Here is a 19,402-nt window from a genome sequence, read left to right on the forward strand (position 1 = left end):
CTCAGACCGCCTCGACCTGCTTCTCCAGCCGGTCGTCGTGCTCGACGTGCTTCTCGCTGCGGCGCTCGCGCCTGCCCAGGTAGTTGGCGAGCCAGGTGAGCAGCAGGCACATCGCGATGTAGAGCGCGGCCACCACGATGGTGAGCGGGATCAGCGGCCTGCCGAACTCGGCGATGCCGCCGAGGTAGCGGGCGTAGTCCAGCAACTCCTTGTAGGTGATGAGGAAGCCGAGCGCCGTGTCCTTGAGCAGGACGACCATCTGGCTGACGATCACCGGCAGCATCGCCCGCAGCGCCTGCGGCAGCAGGATCAGGTTCATCACCTGGGTCTTGCGCATGCCGATCGCGTAGGCCGCCTCGCTCTGGCCGCGGGGCAGCGACAGCACGCCAGCGCGGAAGATCTCGGCGAAGACCGCGCCGTTGTAGAGCATCAGGCCGAGCACCACCGAGTAGAACGGGCTGCCCAGGCTGAAGCCGTAGTGGAACACGAAGATCAGGATGACCAGCGGGACCGCGCGGAAGAACTCCACGATCGCTGCCGCCGGGACCCGCAGGATCGCGTGGTCGGAGAGCCTGCCAGCGGCGAGGATCGCGCCGAAGGCCAGGGCGAGGACCGCGCCCGCCGCGAACGCCCGCAGCGTGTTGACGAGCGCGTCGACCAGGGCGACCTGGACGTACTCGTACTGGATCCACTCCCACCGGCGGGCGTCGAACTGGCCGGAGTCGGCGAAGCGCCAGATGACGAAGCCCAGCAGCGCCGCGATGGCGATGACGCCGACGGCGGCGTAGATCCGGTGGCGGATCCGCGCCTTGGGGCCGGGGAAGTCGAACAGGGCCGTGTTGACGCTCACCGGGCCACGCTCCACCGCTTCTCGAGTGCCCGCTGCAGCAGCGTCAGCGGGATGACCAGGATGACGAAGATGAACGCGACCCAGAGCAGCCCGACCAGCACGCTCTCACCGCGCTCGGACAGGTAGTCGCGGATGGCGCCCGCCTCGACCACGGAGAAGCCCGCGGCGACCGTGGTGTTCTTCAGCAGCGCGATCATGGTGCTGATCATCGGCGGGACGACGGAGCGGGCGGCCTGGGGGAGCACGACGCTGCCCAGGGTCTGCCCGAAGGTGAGGCCGACCGCGCGGGCGGCCTCCATCTGGCCGGGGGACACCGTGTTGATGCCGGACCGGATGACCTCGCACACGAACGCCGCGGTGTAGAGCGACAGGGCGATCACCGCGCCGACGAACGGGGTGTAGTCGTCCTGGCTGATGATCTTCAGCAGCGGGAACGCGAAGACGAAGAAGAAGAACACCAGCGTCAACGGCGTGTTGCGGACGATGGTGACGTACGCCGTGCCCGCGGCGCGGAACACCGGGACCGGGCTGACCCGCAGCATCGCCAGAACGGTGCCGAGGACCAGCGACGCGGCGGCGGAGAAGACGAACAGGAGCAGCGTGTTGCGGAAGCCGCGCACGAAGATGTCGGTGTTGTCCAGCAATACGTCCATCGGACTCCCCGGTCCAGATAACGGACCGGCGCCCGCGTGGGAGGCGGGCGCCGGTCAGCGGGTGATCAGTAGCGGTCGAGCGTGGGCTTCTCGGCCGTCGCGCCGGACTTGCCGAGGGTGGCGTCGTAGATCGACTGCCAGGTGCCGTCGTCAAGGGCGGTCTGCAGGATGTCGTTGACCTTGTCGCGCAGGGCCTTGTCGTCCTTGGGCAGGCCGATGCCGTAGGGCTCCTCGGAGAAGGTCTTGCCGATCACCTTGAACTTGTCGGGCTCCTGGGCGGCGTAGCCCTTCAGGATGGCGTCGTCGGTGGTGACGGCGTCCACCTGGCCCTGGTCGAGCTGGGTGACGCACTGCGAGTAGGTCTGCAGCTCGACGATGTTGCCCGCCTCGGTCAGGCCCTGGTCGCGCACCCGCTGGATCGGGGTGGAGCCGGTCACCGAGCACACCTTCTTGCCCTTGAGGGTCTCCGGGCCGGTGATCGAGGTGTCGTCCTTGCGGACCAGCAGGTCCTGGCCTGCGACGAAGTACGGACCGGCGAAGGAGATCTGCTCCTTGCGCTTGTCGTTGATCGTGTAGGTGCCGACGTAGTAGTCCACGTCGCCGTTGATGATCGCCTGCTCGCGACCGGCCGACGGGATGGCCTTGTACTCGATCTTGGTGGCGTCGAAGCCGAGCTTGGCCGCCACCAGGCGGGCGATCTCGATGTCGAAGCCGGAGAACTCGCCGGTCGTCGGGTCCTTGTAGCCCAGACCCGGCTGGTCCTCCTTGACCCCGACCACGACCTTGCCGCGCGCCTTGATCTTGTCGAAGGTGGGCGAGCCCTCGACGGTGACGTCGGAGGCGGCCTCCTGGGTGGGGGCCTGACCGCCGCCGGTCGGGCTGCCCTCCTTGCCGCACCCGGTGAGGGCGAGGGCGCTGACGAGCAGACCCGCCGCCAGGCTACGAAGCTTCATCGATCTCCACTCCTGATTCGTTCGGGCGTGGAGCTCCACGCCGCAATGACACCTCAGTGGGTCAGGATCTTGCCAAGGAAGTCCTTCGCCCGCCCGGACTTGGGCGCGCTGAAGAACGAGTCGGGGGTGCTGTCCTCGACGACCTCGCCGTCGGCCATGAAGATCACCCGATCGGCTGCCTGCCGGGCGAAGCCCATCTCGTGGGTGACCACGAGCATGGTCATGCCCTCCTTGGCCAGGGTGGTCATGACGTCGAGCACCTCCTGGACCATCTCCGGGTCCAGGGCCGAGGTCGGCTCGTCGAACAGCATCACCTTCGGGCGCATCGCCAGCGCCCTGGCGATCGCCGCCCGCTGCTGCTGGCCGCCGGAGAGCTGGGCCGGGTACTTCTGCGCCTGGTTGGCGATGCCGACCCGCTCCAGCAGCTCGAGCGCCGTCTTGCGCGCCTCGGCCGCGGGCTGCTTGCGCACCTTGATCGGGCCGAGGGTGACGTTGTCCAGGATGGTCTTGTGGGCGAAGAGGTTGAAGCTCTGGAAGACCATGCCGACCTCGGCGCGCAGCCGGGCCAGCTCCTTGCCCTCGGCGGGCAGCGGCCTGCCGTCGACCTCGATCGTCCCGGAGTTGATCGGTTCCAGCCGGTTGATGGCGCGGCAGAGGGTGGACTTGCCGGAGCCGGAGGGGCCCAGCACGACGACCACCTGGCCCTTCGGCACCTCCAGGGTGATGTCCTTGAGGACGTGCAGTGGGCCGAAGAACTTGTCCACCGACTCCATCCGGATCATGGGCGGAGCGGCGTTCGAGCCGGTCATGCGGGATCCTCCACGAACGCGTGTCGACGGTGAGCTGGCCGGGTTTCGCCGAAACCTACTCCGGCACCGGCCCAAGTCCACCAGGCTTGAGCAACACTTAGGGTCTCAACTCTGTCACACCCGAGTACGGAGGGACACGCGTTGCGAGTGCTGCTCGTGGAGGACGACGACCGGGTGGCCGACGCGCTGATGCCCGCCCTGGTCCGCCGGGGTCTGGCGGTGCGCAGGCTGGCCTCCGGCGCCGGGGTGCTCGACACCGTCGGCGAGGTCGACGTCGTGCTGCTCGACCTGGGCCTGCCCGATGTGGACGGGGTCGTCCTGTGTCGACAGATCCGGGCGGCCAGCGACGTGGCGGTGATCGTGGTGTCGGCGCGCGGCGAGGTCGACGACCGCATCCTGGGGCTGCGCGCGGGCGCGGACGACTACCTGGTCAAGCCCTACGACGTGGACGAGCTGGTGGCGCGCGTGCACGCGGTGCGCAGGCGCAAGGCCCCGGCCGCGGTGGGCGCAACCGGCACTGCCGAACTCGACGGCGTGCACATCGACTTCGACCGCCATGAGGTCACTGTGGACGGTGCGGCCGTGGCCCTGTCGCGCAAGGAGTTCCAGGTCTTCGGCCTCATCGTCGCCGCGGACGGCGCGGTGTGCTCGCGCGAGCACATCCTGGAGGAGGTGTGGGGCCGCGCGGGCGCGGCGGAGAACCGCACGCTCGATGTCCACGTGGCGAACCTGCGCACCAAGCTGGGCCGTCCCGCGCTGATCGAGACGGTGCGGGGGGTGGGCTACCGGCTGGCGCGCAAACCCGACCGCGCGGAGTGAGGCATCCTTGACTTCTGGACGGACGGGGGTGGGATGCGTACCCGGTTGCTCGGCATGGTCTGGTTCCTCGTCGCGCTGGTCGTGTTCGGGCTGGGCGTGCCGCTCGCGCTGTCCGTGGCGGGCACCGAGCAGCGCAACATGTTCCTGGACCGGTTGACCGACATCAACCACTACGCCTCCATGGCCCAGCGCCCGCTGATCGAGAGCCAGCCCGCCGTGATGCGCGACGAGCTGCGGCGCTACCACGAGCTGTACGGCATCGACATCGTCGTGGTCGACCGCGACTCGCGGGCGCAGGTCGGCTCCGGCCGGTTCGGCCAGAACGAGATCGACCTCGACGACCCGCTGGTGCAGACCCAGCTCAACGAGGCGCTGGCCGGGCGCAGGCCGCAGTCGGGGTCGCTGCTGATGCCCTGGGACGACAGCCCGATGGTCATGGTCGCCCCGGTCCTGGTCGACGCCGACGTGCGCGGGGCCGTGGTCAGCGTGTCGCCGACCGACCGCGTCCGGACCAGGGTCCTGTGGTGGTGGCTGCTCATCGGCGCGGGCGGGGTGGCCGCGTTCGCGCTGGCCCTGCTGGTCGCGGTGCCGGTCATCCAGTGGATCCTGCGGCCGGTGCGCAGGCTGGACGAGGCAACCGGCGCGCTGGTCGGGTCCGTGGTCGGCGGGCGCGACGTCGAGCCGGTCGGCAGCGCGCACGGGCCGCCGGAGCTGCGCCAGCTCGGCCGCTCGTTCGACCAGATGGCCGCCAGCGTCGCCGACACCCTCGCCGCCCAGCGCGCGTTCGTCGCCGACGCCTCCCACCAGCTGCGCAACCCGCTGACCGCGCTCAAGCTGCGGCTGGCGAACCTCGAGGGCCACGTCGACGAGGCCGCCGAGGTGCACAGGGTGGCCGCGGCCGCCGAGGCCGACCGGCTCAAGCGCATCCTCGACGAGCTGCTGGCCATGGCCCGCGCCGAGGGGGCGGGCGGCGACCTGGTGCCCGTCGACGTCGACCAGGTCGTGGCCGAGCGGGTCGCCGACTGGGACGTGGTGGCCACCGCGCGCGGCATCGACCTCGACATCGAGGGCCTCGCGGGCGACGTCGTCGTGCTGGCCCCCGCCCGCGGCGTCGACGGGATCCTCGACGCGCTGCTGGACAACGCGCTGAAGTTCACCCCGTCCGGTGAGCGCGTGCGGGTGACGGTCGCGAGCACCGACAACCGGGTCGAGCTGGCCGTGCGCGACCACGGCCCGGGGCTGCGCCCCGACGAGCTGGACCGGGCGACCGACCGGTTCTGGCGCAGCCACGCCCACCAGAACGTGCCCGGGTCCGGCCTCGGCCTGGCGATCGTGAGCCGGATCGTGGCCAAGGCGGGCGGCGAGCTGCGGCTGGACCTGCCCGACGGCGGCGGGCTGCGGGTGACGGTGGTGCTGCCCGCGCGGCCGGTCTAGATCTTCTGCTCGCGGTAGTAGCGGACCGCGCCCGGGTGCAGCGGGACCGGGTCGGTCTCGATCGCGGAGTGGATGTCGATCGCCGTCGCCGCCTTGTTGGCCCGCACCAGCGCGGGCTGGGCCTCGAACAGGGTCTCCACCAGCGCCATGGCCAGGTCGGCAGGCATCGCGTCGGTGGTCAGCAGGTAGTTCGGCACCGAGAGGGTGTTCACCGCGGGGCCGGCGAGGTGATAGGTCGACGCCGGGATGAGCTCGGCGTTGTAGACCGGGTAGCGGTTGATCAGGTTGGGCAGGATGTCGGTCATGTCGATCAGGCGGATGCGCCTGATCGCCGACAGGTCCTCGATGAGGTCGGTCGGCAGGCCGCCGGACCAGAAGAACGCGTCGATGTCGCCCGCGTTGAACGCGTCGATGGAGGCGGCGAGACCCAGGTCGCGGGTCTTCAGCCCGCCGGTCAGCCCGGCCACCTCCAGCACGCGGCGGGCCATGACCGCGACCCCGGACTCCGGCGCCCCGATCGAGACCCGCCTGCCCGCGAGGTCGGCCACCGCCTCGATGGGGTCCTCGTCGCGGACGACCAGGTGCAGGTAGTCGTTGTAGAGGCGGGCCAGGGCCATCGGCCTGCGCGGGCCGGGACGGCGCTCGGCGGCCACGTCGGCGGCGCTGAATGCGATGTCGACCTCGCCGCCGACCAGCTTGTTCAGGTTGTCCGGCGAGCCGCGGGTCTGCAGGACCTCCGGCCGGGCCATGCCCAGCCGGGCGCGGCAGGCGTCGGCCAGCGGGGCCGACAGCGCGTGGTAGACACCGCCGTCGAAGCCCGCGGCGATGCGCAGGCGGACGCCCTCGAACCCGGTGTCGCACGCGGTCAGCAGCGCGAGCGCCACCAACACCACGCACAGCCGAACCCGGGTCATCGGCCGATCGTGCCAGACGCGGGTGGCTCTGGGGGCCCGGTCCGCCTGCGCGTACCCTCAATCACCGAGATGCGCACCTATGAAGTCCGCACCTTCGGGTGTCAGATGAACGTCCACGACTCCGAGCGGCTCTCCGGGCTGCTGGAGGACGCCGGATACGTGGCGGCCGGTCCCGGCCAGGCCGCGGACGTCGTCGTGTTCAACACCTGCGCCGTGCGCGAGAACGCCGACAACAAGCTGTACGGCAACCTCGGGCACCTGGCGCCGGTGAAGAACGCCAACCCGGGGATGCAGATCGCCGTCGGCGGCTGCCTGGCGCAGAAGGACCGCGGCGAGATCGTCCGCAGGGCCCCCTGGGTCGACGTCGTGTTCGGCACGCACAACATCGGCTCGCTGCCGGTGCTGCTGGAGCGCGCCCGGCACAACCGCCGCGCCGAGGTGGAGATCCTGGAGTCGCTGGAGACCTTCCCCTCCACGCTGCCCGCCCGCCGCGACTCGGCGTACGCGGGGTGGGTGTCCATCTCCGTGGGCTGCAACAACACCTGCACGTTCTGCATCGTCCCGTCGCTGCGCGGGCGGGAGAAGGACCGCCGCCCCGGCGACGTGCTGGCCGAGGTCAAGGCGCTGGCGGCCGAGGGCGTGCTGGAGGTGACGCTGCTCGGGCAGAACGTCAACTCCTACGGCGTGGAGTTCGGCGACCGCTACGCCTTCGGCAAGCTGCTGCGCGCGTGCGGGGACATCGACGGCCTGGAGCGGGTCCGGTTCACCTCCCCGCACCCGAAGGACTTCACCGACGACGTCATCGCCGCGATGGCCGAGACCCCGACCGTGTGCCACCAGCTGCACATGCCGCTGCAGTCGGGCTCCGACGACGTCCTGCGCCGCATGCGCCGCTCGTACCGGTCCACGCGCTACCTGTCGATCCTCGACAAGGTCCGCGAGGCCATGCCGGACGCGGCGATCACCACCGACATCATCGTGGGCTTCCCCGGCGAGACCGACGCGGACTTCGAGGCGACGCTGGACGTCGTGCGGCAGGCGCGCTTCTCCGGGGCGTTCACCTTCCAGTACTCCAAGCGGCCGGGCACGCCCGCGGCCGAACTGCCCGACCAGCTGCCCAAGCAGGTCGTCCAGGAGCGCTACGAGCGGCTGGTCGAGCTGCAGGACTCCATCTCCTGGGAGCTGAACAAGCAGGTCGTGGGCAAGACGGTGGAGCTACTGGTCGCCACCGGTGAGGGCCGCAAGGACGCCGACACCCGGCGCATGAGCGGCCGCGCCCGCGACAACCGGCTCGTGCACTTCACCCCGGCGGAGGGCGTGCGGCCCGGCGACATCGTCGAGGCGGTCGTCACCTACGCCGCTCCGCACCACCTGGTCGCCGACGGGCCGCTGGTCTCGCACCGACGCACGCGCGCGGGCGACAACCACGAGGCCGGTCTGCGGCCGAAGACCAACGGCGTCGGGCTGGGCCTGCCCGGCTTCGGCGCGCCGCCGCCCGCACCGGCCGAGACGGGGTGCGCTGTCCGATGAGCACCGACGAACCGATGGACTCCACCGACCAGGCGCTGCGCGCGGAGGTCGACGAGGTCGAGCGGCGGGCGTCGCGCCGGGTCGAGCTGGGCGGTCGGGCCGTCGTGCTGGCGGTCGGCGTGTTCGCCCTGATGATCGGCTACATCCTGCCGTGGATGGGCACGGCGGCGGGCTGGGAGGTGCTGCTGGGCGCAGGCGACGCCGCGGGCAAGGCGGGCATGGTGCCTCGGCTGTTCGCCGCGACGTCGCTGGTCTTCGGCGTGGTCGCCTCCGCGCTCGCGCTGATCACCCGGCTGTGGGCGCTGACCTGGGTGTGCGCGCTCGGCGGCTGGTTCGCCTCCGTCGACGGGATGCTGGCGATCTGGACGCGGCAGTCGTCGGCCGGGCTGGACTCGCCCGGGCCGGGCATCGGCCTGGTCATCAGCGAGATCGCCGTCGTCGTGGTCGCCACGCTGTGGTTCAAGACGGCGTGGTCGCGGCCGCTACAGGCCTGACCACCACTCCTGGCTGAGGGTGCCCTCGGCGACGAACTCGGCCGGGCCGGTGAGCGTGGCCGTGCCGTCGGCGATCGCCACCCGCACCGTTCCGCCGGGGATGTGGACGGTCACCTCGCCGTCGGAGCGTCCGGCCGCGCGCAGGGCGGCGGCCGCGGCGGCGACGGTCCCGGTGCCGCAGGAGCGGGTCTCGCCGACGCCGCGCTCGTGCACCCGCATGCGGATCTCGGCGTCGCCCGCCGGGACGATGAACTCGATGTTCACCCCGTTCGGGAAGACCGCGCTGTCGAACCCGGGCTGGGTGGTGAGGTCGAGGCCGTCGAGGTCGTCGGTGACGCACGCCAGGTGCGGGTTGCCGACGTCGACGCCGATGCCGGTCATGGTCCTGCCGTCGACCGTGGCGGTGGAGGTGCCCATGATGCGCACCGGGCCCATGTCGACGGTGACGCCGCCGTCGGGGTGGACCGTCGCCGTGCGCAGGCCCGCCCGCGTGCCGACGGGGAACTCGGGGCCGTCGACCAGGTCGTGCTCGGCCAGGTGGCGGGCGAAGACGCGCACGCCGTTGCCGCACATCTCGGCGATGGACCCGTCGGCGTTGCGGTAGTCCATGAACCACACGTCGCCGTCGATGCCCTCGGGGGCGTCCGGGACGGCCTTGGTCCGCACGACCCGCAGCACCCCGTCCGCGCCGAGGCCCCGCCTGCGGTCGCAGAGCGCGCGCACCCGGCTCTCGGTCAGGTCGAGGTCGCCGTCGGGGTCGGGCAGCAGCACGAAGTCGTTCTGGGTGCCGTGGCCCTTGCGGAACGGGATGGCCATGCCATCAGCCTACGACCGCCAGCGCGGCCTCGAGCAGGTCGGGGCGCGCGGCGTCGAGCCAGACGACGCGCTTGTCCCTGCGGAACCAGGAGCGCTGCCTGCGGACGAACCGGCGGGTGGCGCGCGCGGTCTCCTCGGCGGCCCCTGCAAAGTCCCCGGTGTCGAGCGCGGCGAGGACCTGCTGGTAGCCGAGCGCGCGGGAGGCGGTGCGGCCCTCGCGCAGGCCGTGGGCCTCCAGCGCGCGCACCTCGTCGACCAGGCCCGCGGCGAACATCCGCTCCACCCGGGTGTCGACCCGGGCGTCCAGTTCCTCGGGGTCGCGGTCGATGCCGATGAGCACGGCGCCGTAGCGGGGCGGGCCGGGGCGCGGCATGGTCGCGGAGAACGGGCGGCCGGTGAGCTCGATGACCTCCAGCGCGCGCACGATCCGCCTGCCGTTGCTGGGCAGGATCGCCCCGGCGGCGACGGGGTCGAGCCGGGCGAGGCGCTCGTGCAGGACGGCGGCGCCCACCTGGGTCAGCTCGGCCTCCAGCCGGGTCCGCAGCTCCGGGTCGGTGCCGGGGAAGTCGAGGTCGTCGAGCACGGCCTGGACGTACAGCCCGGAGCCGCCGACCAGGATCGGGGTGCGGCCGCGCTCGCGGATGTCCTCGATCGCGGCGCGGGCGTGGCGCTGGTAGGCGGCCACGGACGCGGTCTCGCGGACGTCGAGGACGTCGAGCTGGTGGTGCGGGACGCCGCGGCGCTCGGCGGGGGTGATCTTCGCGGTGCCGATGTCCATCCCGCGGTAGAGCTGCATGGCGTCGGCGTTGACCACCTCGCCGTCGAGGCGTTCGGCGAGCGCGACGCCGAGGTCGGACTTGCCGGTGGCGGTCGGGCCGACCACGGCGATCACGCGGGCTCCCAGATCGCCAGGTGGTAGGCGACGCCGAAGGGGGTGAGCGTGGTCGATCGGGTGGCCTGCCACGCGCGGCCGTCGGCGTCCACCGCGCCCGCGAGGACCTGCCAGGGCGCGCGCCCCACCGCGCCCAGTTCGGCGGCCAGGGCGGGGTCGAGCGCGCGCAGGGCGGCGGTGTCGACGGTGGCGAGGGCGTGCGCCACCCGCTCGTCGAACTCGCCCGCCCGGTCGTCGGGCTTGCCGACGGCGCGCTCGCCGTGGCGGTGGGACCCGTCGCCCAGCACCAGCAGCGCGCCCGATCCGTCCGCGAGGGCGCGGCCCAGCTCGGCGCAGGAACCCGGGTCGAGATCGGGGTCGACGAGGCGCAGGTCGACGGTCTCGGCCCCGGCCCGCTCGCGCAGCCAGCCCGCGATCAGGGCGGGCAGCGGCCAGAAGGCGTCGGGGGCGCCGTCGCCGTCGCCGAGGGTCACGCGGACGTCGACGCCGTAGCCGCGGAACGTGCCCACGCCGGTGGCCGGCGCCTGGCCCACGCCGACGACGGTCCAGCGGGGCGACGCGGCGGCCAGCTCGCGCGCCACGTCGAGGCAGGCGGCGCGGACCGCGTCGGCGTCGCGGTCGCCGCCGCCGACCAGTTCGGGCACCAGCAGCGGCGGATGCGGCAGGACCGCGACGCGCGAGATCACGGCCAGAGGGTACGTCCGCCGCACATTCTCGGCGTTCCCACCCCACACGGCGCGGAGTTTGCGGCACCATGGCTACGAGTGCGGCCCTCGGGATACCCAGGTGGCAGTTGACCTGTTTGAATGCGCGCAGGTACATCGGCCCGAAAAGGTCGTACGCACAGTGCTGGGCCCCGCGCGAGCGGGGCGCCCGCGACAGCCGCGGGCACGCAGGCGGGAGGAGCCGGCCACATGACCGACGAGCAGGACAACGCCCAGGCCGTGACGGAGCGCGGTCAGACCACCGTCGCCGACCCGGTGGCGCCCACGGAGGCCCAGGCGCCCGCCAGCCCGGCCGCCGTCGTCGCGGCGACCGCGGACCCCGCCCCCGCACCGGCCGACGACCCCACCCCCGCGTCGCAGCCCGCCCCTGCGGCCGCCGAGCAGCCCGCCGAGCCCGTGCCCGCGCCGGACGTGGTGGCCGCCGTCGCGCACCCGCCAGCGGCGCCGACCCCCGGCGACGAGGTCCCGCCCGTGGCCGCCGCGTCCGACGACCCCGGCAAGTGGGGTCGGGTCGACGACGAGGGCACCGTCTACGTCCGCACCGCCGAGGGCGAGCGCGTGGTCGGCTCGTGGCAGGCGGGCGAGCCCGCCGAGGGCCTGGCCCACTTCGCCCGCCGCTTCGACGACATCCGCACCGAGGTCGAACTGCTCGGCGCCCGGCTGGCGTCCGGGTCCGGCGACCCGAAGCAGGCGGCCACCTCCGCCCGCCACCTCAAGGACAGCCTCGCCGAGGCGCACGTCGTCGGCGACCTCGTCGGGCTCGCGGCGCGCATCGACTACCTGATCGCGCGCGCGGGCGTGGCCGTCGAGCACGCCAAGGCCGCGCGGGACGCCGCCCGAGGCCAGGCCGTGGCCCGCAAGCAGGAGCTGGTGGCCGAGGCCGAGCAGATCGCCGAGGAGTCCACGCAGTGGAAGGCCGCTGGCGACCGGCTGCGCGCGATCCTGGACGAGTGGAAGACGATCAAGGGCGTCGACCGCAAGACCGACGAGCAGCTCTGGCGCCGCTTCGCCAAGGCCCGCGACACCTTCAGCCGCCGCCGCGGCTCGCACTTCGCCGACCTGGACCGGCAGCGCTCCACGGCCAAGGCCCGCAAGCAGGAGCTGGTCGAGGAGGCCGAGGCCCTGTCGGAGTCCGACGACTGGGGCCCGACCGCGGGCCGGTTCAAGGACCTGATGCTGGAGTGGAAGGCCGCGGGCCGCGCACCGAAGGACGCCGACGACGCGCTGTGGCAGCGGTTCCGGGCCGCCCAGGACCGGTTCTTCGCCCGCCGCTCCGCGGTGTTCGACGAGCGCGACGCCGAGTTCGCCGAGAACGCCAAGCGCAAGGAGGAGCTGCTCGCCGAGGCCGAGAAGATCAACCCGCAGGGCGATCTGGAGGCGGCGCGCGCGCAACTGCACCGCATCCAGGAGCGCTGGGAGGAGATCGGCAAGGTCCCGCGCGAGCGCATCCGCGAGCTGGAGGGCAGGCTCCGCGCCGTCGAGGAGAAGGTCCGCACCGCCGCCGACGCGCAGTGGCGGCGGACCGACCCGGAGGCCGAGGCCAGGGCCGCGCAGTTCCGCGAGCGGGTCGAGCAGTTCGAGGCCCAGGCGGCCAAGGCCCGCGCCGCGGGCGACAAGCGCCGCGCCGAGCAGGCCGAGGCGCAGGCCGCCCAGTGGCGGGAGTGGCTGGCCGCCGCCGAGCAGGCCGTCGCCACCCGCTGAGCACGCCGCCGTGGGCCGCCCCGACCGGGGCGGCCCACGGCCGTGTCAGCCGACGGTCTCGGTCCGGTGCTCCTCCGGCAGGTCGCGCAGCCCGCGCAGCGGCGACAGGAGCACCCACAGCGAGGCCAGGCCGCACCCGGACGCGGCCACCCACAGCGTCGGGCGCAGGCCGATCAGCTCGCCCAGCACGCCGCCGAGGAGGCCGCCCAGGGGCAGCGAGCCCCAGACGAGGAAGCGGACGCTGGCGTTCATCCGGCCCAGCAGGTGGTCCGGGCAGATCGTCTGGCGGAAGCTGACCTGGGCGACGTTGTAGACCACCACGCACACCGAGACGACGACGGTGCCCGCCACGGCGACCACCAGCGGCCAGCCCGGGGCGGCCATGGGCAGCAGCAGGCCGAACGGGGCGCTGACGACCTGGACGACCCAGATGGCCCTGGCCTGCCCGATCGCCCGGTTGACGCGGGCGGCCACGAGCGCCCCCACGATGCCGCCGACCCCCGCCAGGCCCACCACCAGGCCGACCGCGCCCTCGGTCAGGCCGACCTGGGTGACCAGGAACAGGATCAGCACCGCGTTCTGGACCCCGCCGAACAGGTTCCACGTCGCCGTGCAGCTGACCATCGGCCGCAGGTAGCGGTTGCGGACGACGAACCGCAGGCCCTCCATCACCTCGGCCCGCAGGTCCCGCCGCGCCGGTCGGGCCGGTTCGGGCTCGACCGTGCGGATCCGGCTCAGGAACAGCGCCGAGGCGAGGTAGCCCAAACCCGTGGTCAGCAGCGCCACCGCGGTGCCGACCAGCTGGGCCAGCCCGCCGCCCAGCGCCGGGCCGGTCGTGAACGCGACGGAGTGGCTGGCCTGCAGCTTGGCGTTGCCCTCGACCAGGTGCTGCCTGCCCACCAGCGACGGCAGGTAGGACTGGTAGCCGACGTCGAAGAACACCGTGCACGTGCCCACCAGCAGCGCGACGACCACCAGCTGGGTGAACGTGAGCGCGTCCATCCACCAGGCGAGCGGCACCGTGGCCAGCAGGGCGGCCCTGGCGAGGTCCATCCGGATCATCAGCGGCCTGCGCCGCACCCGGTCCACCCACGCCCCGGCGGGCAGCCCCAGCAGCAGGAACGCGGCGTGCTCCGCGGCCGTCAGCAGGCCCATCTGGAACGCCGACGCGTTGAGCAGGCCGACGGCCAGCAGGGGGAGCACGACGAGGCCCACGTGCGTGCCGACCTGGGCGATCGTGTCACCCGCCCAGAGACGGCGGAAGTCGGCGTGGTGACGCAGGGTGCTGGCCATGGGCAGCATGATGGCGGCAGTGATTGGAATGTGTCAATCACTTTGCCCCGTCGCCGTAGAGTGGGTGGCTGTGAGCGAAGAGAACCCCGCCCGCACGCCCGCGACGCCGGTCGACGTGGCCGTGCTCGGCTCGGCCGTGCGGCTGCGGATCATCCGGATGACCCACCAGCGCCCGCTGACCAACCGGGAGATCGCCACCCAGCTCGACCGCGATCCGGCGACCACGCTCCACCACGTGCGCAAACTCGTCGACGCCGGATTCCTCGAAGCGCTGCCCGTGCGGCGCGGCAACCGGGGGGCGCGGGAAATCCCCTACCGCTCGACCGGGCGTTCCTGGCGGATCGACAACCCGGGCCGGGGCAACCGCGAGGTGGCCGAGGCGATGCTGCAGGCGTACCTGGCCGAGGTCGGCGAGGCCGACTTCGCCGAGTTGCTGCAGTCCCGCCTGGTCGTGCAGGTCGACGAGGCGGGTCGGGAGGAGCTGATGCGGCGCATCCAGGACGTGCTCGACGACTTCGCGGCACGCCCCCTGGAGCCCGGTCAGCCCCGCACGGGCATCTACGTGTCGTTCTACCCGGGGGAATAATTCAGTCCCATTAGGCGTCATCACGTGCGACTATGGAAACAACGCCGGAACAGACCGGCACCGACCGCGAAGGACGTGTTCACCTAGTGACAGAGGAATTCATTCAGCCAGACGACGGTGACTTCCGCAATGGTGGCTTTCCCCACGGTCCGGCTGACCTCTCCCTCGGTGAACTCGAACTGGAGGAGCGGTCGTCGCTGCGGCGCGTCGCCGGGCTGTCCACCGAACTCGAGGACATCACCGAGGTCGAGTACCGCCAGCTCCGCCTGGAGCGGGTCGTGCTCGTCGGGGTGTGGACCGAGGGGTCGGCGCTGGCGTCCGAGGCGTCGCTGGCCGAGCTGGCCCGCCTGGCCGAGACCGCGGGCTCGCAGGTCCTCGAGGGCCTCGTGCAGCGGCGCGACAAGCCGGACCCGGCCACCTACATCGGCTCGGGCAAGGTCCGCGAACTCGGCGACATCGTCGCCGCGACCGGCGCGGACACGGTGATCTGCGACGGTGAGCTCTCGCCGTCCCAGCTGCAGCAGCTGGAGGCCCGGCTCAAGGTCAAGGTCATCGACCGCACCGCGCTGATCCTGGACATCTTCGCCCAGCACGCCCGGTCCAAGGAGGGCAAGACCCAGGTCGAGCTCGCCCAGCTGCAGTACCTGCTGCCCAGGCTGCGCGGCTGGGGCCAGACGCTGTCCCGGCAGGCCGGTGGCCGCGCAGGCGGCGCTGGCGGCGGTGTGGGTCTGCGCGGTCCCGGTGAGACCAAGCTGGAGACCGACCGCAGGCGCATCCACGCCCGCATCGCCAAGCTCCGCCGCGAGATCAAGGGCATGGGCACGGTCCGGGCCACCAAGCGCGGGCGCCGCGTGGCCAACGAGGTGCCCAGCGTGGCCATCGCCGGCTACACCAACGCGGGCAAGTCCAGCCTGCTCAACGCGCTGACCGGCGCGGGTGTGCTGGTGGAGGACGCGCTGTTCGCCACCCTCGACGCGACCACCCGGCGCGCCGAGACCCCGGACGGGCGCACCTACACGCTGACCGACACCGTCGGCTTCGTGCGGCACCTGCCGCACCAGCTGGTGGAGGCGTTCCGCACCACGCTGGACGAGGTGGCCGACGCCGACCTCGTGCTGCACGTGGTCGACGGCTCCGACCCGATGCCGGAGTGGCAGATCAACGCGGTGCGCGAGGTGCTCGGCGAGATCGGGCAGAAGCACGACACGCCGATGCCGCCCGAGCTGGTGGTGGTCAACAAGACCGACGCCGCGGGCGACCTGGCCATCGCCCGGCTGCGGCACCTGATCCCGGACGCGGTGTTCGTCTCCGCGCACACCGGGGCGGGCGTCGACGAGCTGCGCGAGCGGCTCGCGGAGCTGCTGCCCCGGCCGAACCGTGAGCTGGACGTGCTCGTCCCGTACGAGCGCGGCGAGCTGGTGGCCCGCATCCACCGCGAGGGCGAGGTGCTCTCCACCGAGCACACCGAGGTCGGCACGCACGTGCGGGCCCGGGTCCGGCCCGACCTCGCGGGCGTGCTGGCGGCCTTCGTCGTGGACCGCTCGATCGCCTGACCCGCCTGACGACCTGTCGGCCCCGGAGAACCTCCGGGGCCGACGGCGTTTCCCCGCTACCGTGGTGTGGACACGGGGAGGTGGCGGTGCGGGTTGTGTTGACCCTGGCACTCATGGGGGCGCTGTCGGTGCTGGGCGCTCCCGGCGCGGCCGCGCAGGAGGACCAGTGCGCGCTCACGGACGATCGGCTGGCCGAGGTGTCCGGTGTGGCCGCTGACGGCGAGCACTGGTACGTCGTCAACGACGGCGGCCGCGCGTCCACCGTCTACGTCCTCGACCGCGACTGCACGGTCGTGGACGTCATCACCGGGCCGACGGACCCCTACGACGTCGAGGACCTCGCGCGGGCCGCCGACGGCACGCTGTGGCTCTCCGACACCGGCGACAACGACAAGGACCGCAAGACCGTCGCCCTGATCTCCCTGACCCCGGGCGGCAAGTCGACGGTGCACCGGTTGACCTATCCGGACGGTCCGAAGGACTCCGAGGCGCTGCTGCTCTCCCGCGACGGCGTGCCCCACCTGGTGACCAAGAACCCGTTCGGCACCGCCGACATCTACCGGCCCGCCAAGAAGCTGACCAGCCCGGGTCCGACGGCGCTGGAGCACGTCGGCTCGCTCACCCTGCGCCCGACCGACACCCAGGGCGGCCCGGTGCCCGCGTCCGTGGGCTCGGTGCTGGTGACCGGGGGAGCGGTGAGTCCGGACGGGACGGTCGTCGCGCTGCGCACCTACACGGACGCCTACCTCTACGCCGCCCCCGACGGGGACATCCTCGCCGCGCTGAAGCGCGAGCCGGTCCGCGTGCCGCTGCCGAACGAGCCGCAGGGCGAGGCCATCGCCATCGAGCCGGACGGCACGCTGGTGTCGATGTCGGAAGGCGAGGGCAGCACCGTGCGGACCGTGTCCGGGGTGACCGTCACGGCCGAGGAGGCGCCGCCCACGACCGAGGCGACGCCTGAGCCGGAACCGGGGCAGACCGCCGCGCCCGTGGTCGAGGACGACGGTCTGGCCACGATCCCCGCGATCGGCGTCACCACCGTCGCGGTCGGGGCCCTGCTGCTGTTCATGCACCGCAGGGCCACCCGCAAGCGCGCCTAGAGCCGCCGCAGCACCGCCACGACCTTGCCCAGGATCGTCGCCTCGTCGCCCGGGATGGGCTCGTAGGCGTCGTTCTGCGGCAGCAGCCAGGCGTGCCCGTCGCGGCGCTTGAAGGTCTTCACCGTCGCCTCGCCGTCGATCATGGCGGCGACGATGTCGCCGTTGTCGGCGTTGGGCTGCTGGCGCACGACGACCCAGTCGTCGTTGGCGATGGCGGCGTCGATCATCGAGTCGCCCGCGACCTTGAGCATGAACAGCGAGCCCTCGCCGACCAGCTCCTTGGGCAGCGGGAAGACGTCCTCGATGGCCTGCTCGGCCAGGATCGGGCCACCGGCGGCGATGCGGCCCAGCACCGGCACGTAGGCCGGACGCGGGCCGCTGTCGGGCTCGGCGGGCTCGTCGCCGCGCAGCTGGGCGGGCGTGGCGTCGGCGGGCAGGACGCCGATCGCGCGCGGGCGGTTCGGGTCGCGGCGCAGGTAGCCCTTCTCCTCCAGCGCGCGCAGCTGGTAGGCCACCGACGAGGTGGACGTCAGCCCGACGGCCTCGCCTATCTCGCGCACGCTGGGCGGGTAGCCGAAGCGCTGGACCCATGACCGGATGACCTCGAGCACCTGGCGCTGGCGAAGCGGGAGTTCAGCGCTTTCCGAATCCGGCTCGGGGAACTTGCGCACCGTGCCGCGCACCGCGGGCTTGCGCTTCGGGGTGTCTGCGGGGGTGCGTCCGTTCGTGCCTGCCACTGCGCTGTCCTCCAGGTTGTGCCGGGACCGCCCCGGCGATCATGTCCTGTGTCGACGGTAGTCCTATGACCTGCGGAGATCAAACACCTGTTCGAGCGACACGCCGGTCAGGTCTGGAAATCCTCGGCCCTGAGGTGGTACACATTCGCACGGACGTTCGATCGAACGGGAGTTCGAGGAGGTTGCCATGGCGGCGACGCTGACCACCGAGTCCTCGACGCGGCACCTGGTTCCCGCGCGCGGGGCGGGCCGGGGCAGGCTGCGGCCGCCGACCAGGCGGCGCCCGGTCGACGCGCCGCACGTCGTCGCGGCGGCCGACTGCGCCCCGCGCCGCTCATCGATGCCGGTCACGGTCCTGGTGGCGGCGGCGGCCGCGGTCGCGGCGCTGGTGTACGGCTTCGGCGCGTACGCCGGTTCGCTGGCCGAGGCGACGGTGCCCGCCACGACGACGACGGTCTACGTCGCGCCCGGTGAGACTCTGTCGGACATCGCCCGGCGGAGCGCGCCGGGCAGCGACGTGGCCGCCGTGGTGGACCGCATCCGCGAGCTCAACGGCCTCGCCGACGCCGCCGTCGTCCCCGGTCAGCCGCTCACCGTGCCCGCCGCGCGCGGCTAGACTGTTAGCTGAATCACAAGCCCGGTCGATCCGGGCATCCCGGGCGCGCTCCGGCCTCGGTCGCCGTCGAGCCGCCTCGGGCGATCATGCTCGTCAGGGCATACTCACGCCGCCGCGCGCGTTGTTCCCATAGCACGTTCTTCCGTTGTGCTTCGCCCGAACGAGTGACGTTGTGTGGTCACCCAGTTGCTTGATCTCCGCCGCGGGTATTTGCGCTGGTGGCGGGCCCCGTCGCGGCCGCGACACGCCGGACACGCCTCGAGTTGCCAACATCTGCCCCTCAGGCATAGGTTCAACCCCAACATCTTGGGGTTACACCGCTGTAGTTTGTCCACAGGTTGGGGTCGGTTATCCACCTCGCCCCCGGGTGTTGTCCACAGATTGATCACCAAGCGTGGTCGCCGGACTGGGCCGACCGAGTGGCGAGGAGGAGTCGGATATGCGGTGTCCGTTCTGCAGGCACCCGGACTCCCGGGTCGTCGACTCGCGCGAGGTCGACGAGGGCCAGGTCATCCGCAGGCGGCGGTCGTGCGCGGCGTGCAGCCGCCGGTTCACCACCGTCGAGGAGGCGGTGCTGGCCGTGGTGAAGCGGTCGGGCGTCACCGAGCCGTTCAGCCGGGAGAAGGTCGTGCGCGGCGTGCGCAGGGCCTGTCAGGGCAGGCCGGTGGACGAGGACCAGCTGCAGCAGCTGGCCCAGCGCGTGGAGGAGACCATCCGCGCGACCGGACCGGCCGAGGTGCCCAGCCACGAGGTGGGGCTGGCCATCCTCGGGCCGCTGCGCGAACTGGACGAGGTGGCCTACCTGCGGTTCGCCTCGGTCTACAGGAGCTTTTCCTCAGTCGAGGACTTCGAGAAGGAGATCGCCGACCTCCGCGCCGTGATGGCGCGGGAGGCGGCGCGCGGTGATGGCGAATAAGCGTCTACGGC

20 protein-coding genes are annotated in these 19,402 nt (G+C 72.5%); 10 read left to right on the forward strand and 10 right to left on the reverse strand.

Annotated features, from left to right (window positions below):
• Position 1: 1 nt before the first annotated feature.
• The 4 genes from Actkin_RS08155 to Actkin_RS08170 form a co-directional block, all read right to left on the reverse strand.
• Positions 2-850, reverse strand: a complete 849-nt coding sequence (locus Actkin_RS08155; protein WP_229787068.1) for an amino acid ABC transporter permease — start codon at positions 848-850, stop codon at positions 2-4.
• Positions 847-1,503, reverse strand: a complete 657-nt coding sequence (locus Actkin_RS08160; protein ID WP_258906564.1) for an amino acid ABC transporter permease — start codon at positions 1,501-1,503, stop codon at positions 847-849. The genes Actkin_RS08155 and Actkin_RS08160 overlap by 4 nt, the downstream gene beginning before the upstream one ends.
• A 65-nt stretch (positions 1,504-1,568) precedes the next feature.
• On the reverse strand, positions 1,569-2,456 hold the full coding sequence (locus Actkin_RS08165; protein WP_189211904.1) for a glutamate ABC transporter substrate-binding protein: 888 nt from the start codon (positions 2,454-2,456) through the stop codon (positions 1,569-1,571).
• Positions 2,457-2,509: 53 nt separating this feature from the next.
• Entirely contained in the window at positions 2,510-3,238 is a 729-nt protein-coding gene (locus Actkin_RS08170; protein WP_189212452.1) for an amino acid ABC transporter ATP-binding protein, read from the reverse strand.
• Positions 3,239-3,406: 168 nt separating this feature from the next.
• Between Actkin_RS08170 and Actkin_RS08175 the strand changes: the two genes are divergently transcribed.
• Positions 3,407-4,084 carry a response regulator transcription factor gene (locus Actkin_RS08175; protein WP_189211903.1) on the forward strand — a complete coding sequence of 226 codons (678 nt, stop codon included), beginning with the start codon at positions 3,407-3,409 and terminating at the stop codon, positions 4,082-4,084.
• Positions 4,085-4,117: 33 nt separating this feature from the next.
• Positions 4,118-5,518, forward strand: coding sequence for a sensor histidine kinase (locus Actkin_RS08180; RefSeq protein WP_189211902.1), 1,401 nt, complete (start codon positions 4,118-4,120; stop codon positions 5,516-5,518).
• Here Actkin_RS08180 and Actkin_RS08185 read toward each other — a convergent pair.
• On the reverse strand, positions 5,515-6,432 hold the full coding sequence (locus Actkin_RS08185) for a TAXI family TRAP transporter solute-binding subunit (RefSeq protein ID WP_189211901.1): 918 nt from the start codon (positions 6,430-6,432) through the stop codon (positions 5,515-5,517). The genes Actkin_RS08180 and Actkin_RS08185 overlap by 4 nt on opposite strands.
• A 69-nt stretch (positions 6,433-6,501) precedes the next feature.
• On the opposite strand from Actkin_RS08185, the gene miaB reads away from it, so the two are divergent.
• Both miaB and Actkin_RS08195 read left to right on the forward strand, forming a co-directional pair.
• Positions 6,502-7,962 carry a tRNA (N6-isopentenyl adenosine(37)-C2)-methylthiotransferase MiaB gene (gene miaB, locus Actkin_RS08190; RefSeq protein ID WP_258906565.1) on the forward strand — a complete coding sequence of 487 codons (1,461 nt, stop codon included), beginning with the start codon at positions 6,502-6,504 and terminating at the stop codon, positions 7,960-7,962.
• Positions 7,959-8,456 (forward strand): Rv2732c family membrane protein, encoded by a 498-nt coding sequence (locus tag Actkin_RS08195; protein ID WP_229787067.1) that lies wholly within the window; start codon positions 7,959-7,961, stop codon positions 8,454-8,456. The genes miaB and Actkin_RS08195 overlap by 4 nt, the downstream gene beginning before the upstream one ends.
• On the opposite strand, the gene dapF is transcribed toward Actkin_RS08195, so the two are convergent.
• The 3 genes from dapF to Actkin_RS08210 are packed head-to-tail and all read right to left on the reverse strand — an operon-like array spanning position 8,445 to position 10,850.
• Positions 8,445-9,272, reverse strand: a complete 828-nt coding sequence (gene dapF / locus Actkin_RS08200; RefSeq protein ID WP_258906566.1) for a diaminopimelate epimerase — start codon at positions 9,270-9,272, stop codon at positions 8,445-8,447. The two genes, Actkin_RS08195 and dapF, sit on opposite strands and share 12 nt — an antisense overlap.
• 4 nt (positions 9,273-9,276) lie before the next feature.
• Entirely contained in the window at positions 9,277-10,164 is an 888-nt protein-coding gene (miaA, locus tag Actkin_RS08205) for a tRNA (adenosine(37)-N6)-dimethylallyltransferase MiaA (protein WP_258906567.1), read from the reverse strand.
• Entirely contained in the window at positions 10,161-10,850 is a 690-nt protein-coding gene (locus Actkin_RS08210; protein ID WP_258906568.1) for a class III extradiol ring-cleavage dioxygenase family protein, read from the reverse strand. Before Actkin_RS08210 ends, miaA begins: the two co-directional genes overlap by 4 nt.
• A gap of 228 nt (positions 10,851-11,078) precedes the next feature.
• Here Actkin_RS08210 and Actkin_RS08215 point away from each other — a divergent pair, with 228 nt between their 5' ends.
• Positions 11,079-12,590: a DUF349 domain-containing protein gene (locus tag Actkin_RS08215; RefSeq protein ID WP_258906569.1), complete on the forward strand. Its 1,512-nt coding sequence runs from the start codon at positions 11,079-11,081 to the stop codon at positions 12,588-12,590.
• A gap of 45 nt (positions 12,591-12,635) precedes the next feature.
• On the opposite strand, the gene Actkin_RS08220 is transcribed toward Actkin_RS08215, so the two are convergent.
• Positions 12,636-13,883, reverse strand: coding sequence for an MFS transporter (locus Actkin_RS08220; RefSeq protein WP_258906570.1), 1,248 nt, complete (start codon positions 13,881-13,883; stop codon positions 12,636-12,638).
• A gap of 70 nt (positions 13,884-13,953) precedes the next feature.
• On the opposite strand from Actkin_RS08220, the gene Actkin_RS08225 reads away from it, so the two are divergent.
• The 3 genes from Actkin_RS08225 (at position 13,954) to Actkin_RS08235 (ending at position 17,122) form a co-directional block, all read left to right on the forward strand.
• On the forward strand, positions 13,954-14,469 hold the full coding sequence (locus Actkin_RS08225; protein WP_258906571.1) for an ArsR/SmtB family transcription factor: 516 nt from the start codon (positions 13,954-13,956) through the stop codon (positions 14,467-14,469).
• Between the two features lie 101 nt (positions 14,470-14,570).
• Positions 14,571-16,022 (forward strand): GTPase HflX, encoded by a 1,452-nt coding sequence (hflX, locus tag Actkin_RS08230; protein ID WP_373292465.1) that lies wholly within the window; start codon positions 14,571-14,573, stop codon positions 16,020-16,022.
• Between the two features lie 86 nt (positions 16,023-16,108).
• Positions 16,109-17,122 (forward strand): hypothetical protein, encoded by a 1,014-nt coding sequence (locus Actkin_RS08235; protein ID WP_258906572.1) that lies wholly within the window; start codon positions 16,109-16,111, stop codon positions 17,120-17,122.
• Here the strand turns inward: Actkin_RS08235 and lexA are convergent.
• Entirely contained in the window at positions 17,119-17,805 is a 687-nt protein-coding gene (gene lexA / locus Actkin_RS08240) for a transcriptional repressor LexA (RefSeq protein ID WP_229787498.1), read from the reverse strand. The two genes, Actkin_RS08235 and lexA, sit on opposite strands and share 4 nt — an antisense overlap.
• Before the next feature lie 241 nt (positions 17,806-18,046).
• Between lexA and Actkin_RS08245 the strand changes: the two genes are divergently transcribed.
• Positions 18,047-18,475, forward strand: coding sequence for a LysM peptidoglycan-binding domain-containing protein (locus Actkin_RS08245; protein ID WP_258906573.1), 429 nt, complete (start codon positions 18,047-18,049; stop codon positions 18,473-18,475).
• A 439-nt stretch (positions 18,476-18,914) separates the two neighbouring features.
• Positions 18,915-19,391: a transcriptional regulator NrdR gene (gene nrdR / locus Actkin_RS08250; RefSeq protein ID WP_189213264.1), complete on the forward strand. Its 477-nt coding sequence runs from the start codon at positions 18,915-18,917 to the stop codon at positions 19,389-19,391.
• Positions 19,392-19,402: the final 11 nt, after the last annotated feature.

The organism is Actinokineospora sp. UTMC 2448 (assembly GCF_024760565.1).
Taxonomy (GTDB): domain Bacteria; phylum Actinomycetota; class Actinomycetes; order Mycobacteriales; family Pseudonocardiaceae; genus Actinokineospora; species Actinokineospora fastidiosa.

Excerpts from the sequence above, each read along its gene's own strand:
- miaB (WP_258906565.1), top strand. The coding sequence starts at position 6,502 with ATGCGCACCTATGAAGTCCGCACCTTCGGGTGTCAGATGAACGTCCAC.
- Actkin_RS08220 (WP_258906570.1), bottom strand. The coding sequence starts at position 13,883 with ATGGCCAGCACCCTGCGTCACCACGCCGACTTCCGCCGTCTCTGGGCG.
- nrdR (WP_189213264.1), top strand. The coding sequence starts at position 18,915 with ATGCGGTGTCCGTTCTGCAGGCACCCGGACTCCCGGGTCGTCGACTCG.
- Actkin_RS08245 (WP_258906573.1), top strand. The coding sequence starts at position 18,047 with ATGGCGGCGACGCTGACCACCGAGTCCTCGACGCGGCACCTGGTTCCC.
- Actkin_RS08180 (WP_189211902.1), top strand. The coding sequence starts at position 4,118 with ATGCGTACCCGGTTGCTCGGCATGGTCTGGTTCCTCGTCGCGCTGGTC.
- Actkin_RS08185 (WP_189211901.1), bottom strand. The coding sequence starts at position 6,432 with ATGACCCGGGTTCGGCTGTGCGTGGTGTTGGTGGCGCTCGCGCTGCTG.
- Actkin_RS08215 (WP_258906569.1), top strand. The coding sequence starts at position 11,079 with ATGACCGACGAGCAGGACAACGCCCAGGCCGTGACGGAGCGCGGTCAG.
- Actkin_RS08195 (WP_229787067.1), top strand. The coding sequence starts at position 7,959 with ATGAGCACCGACGAACCGATGGACTCCACCGACCAGGCGCTGCGCGCG.
- Actkin_RS08160 (WP_258906564.1), bottom strand. The coding sequence starts at position 1,503 with ATGGACGTATTGCTGGACAACACCGACATCTTCGTGCGCGGCTTCCGC.
- Actkin_RS08165 (WP_189211904.1), bottom strand. The coding sequence starts at position 2,456 with ATGAAGCTTCGTAGCCTGGCGGCGGGTCTGCTCGTCAGCGCCCTCGCC.
- Actkin_RS08170 (WP_189212452.1), bottom strand. The coding sequence starts at position 3,238 with ATGATCCGGATGGAGTCGGTGGACAAGTTCTTCGGCCCACTGCACGTC.
- dapF (WP_258906566.1), bottom strand. The coding sequence starts at position 9,272 with ATGGCCATCCCGTTCCGCAAGGGCCACGGCACCCAGAACGACTTCGTG.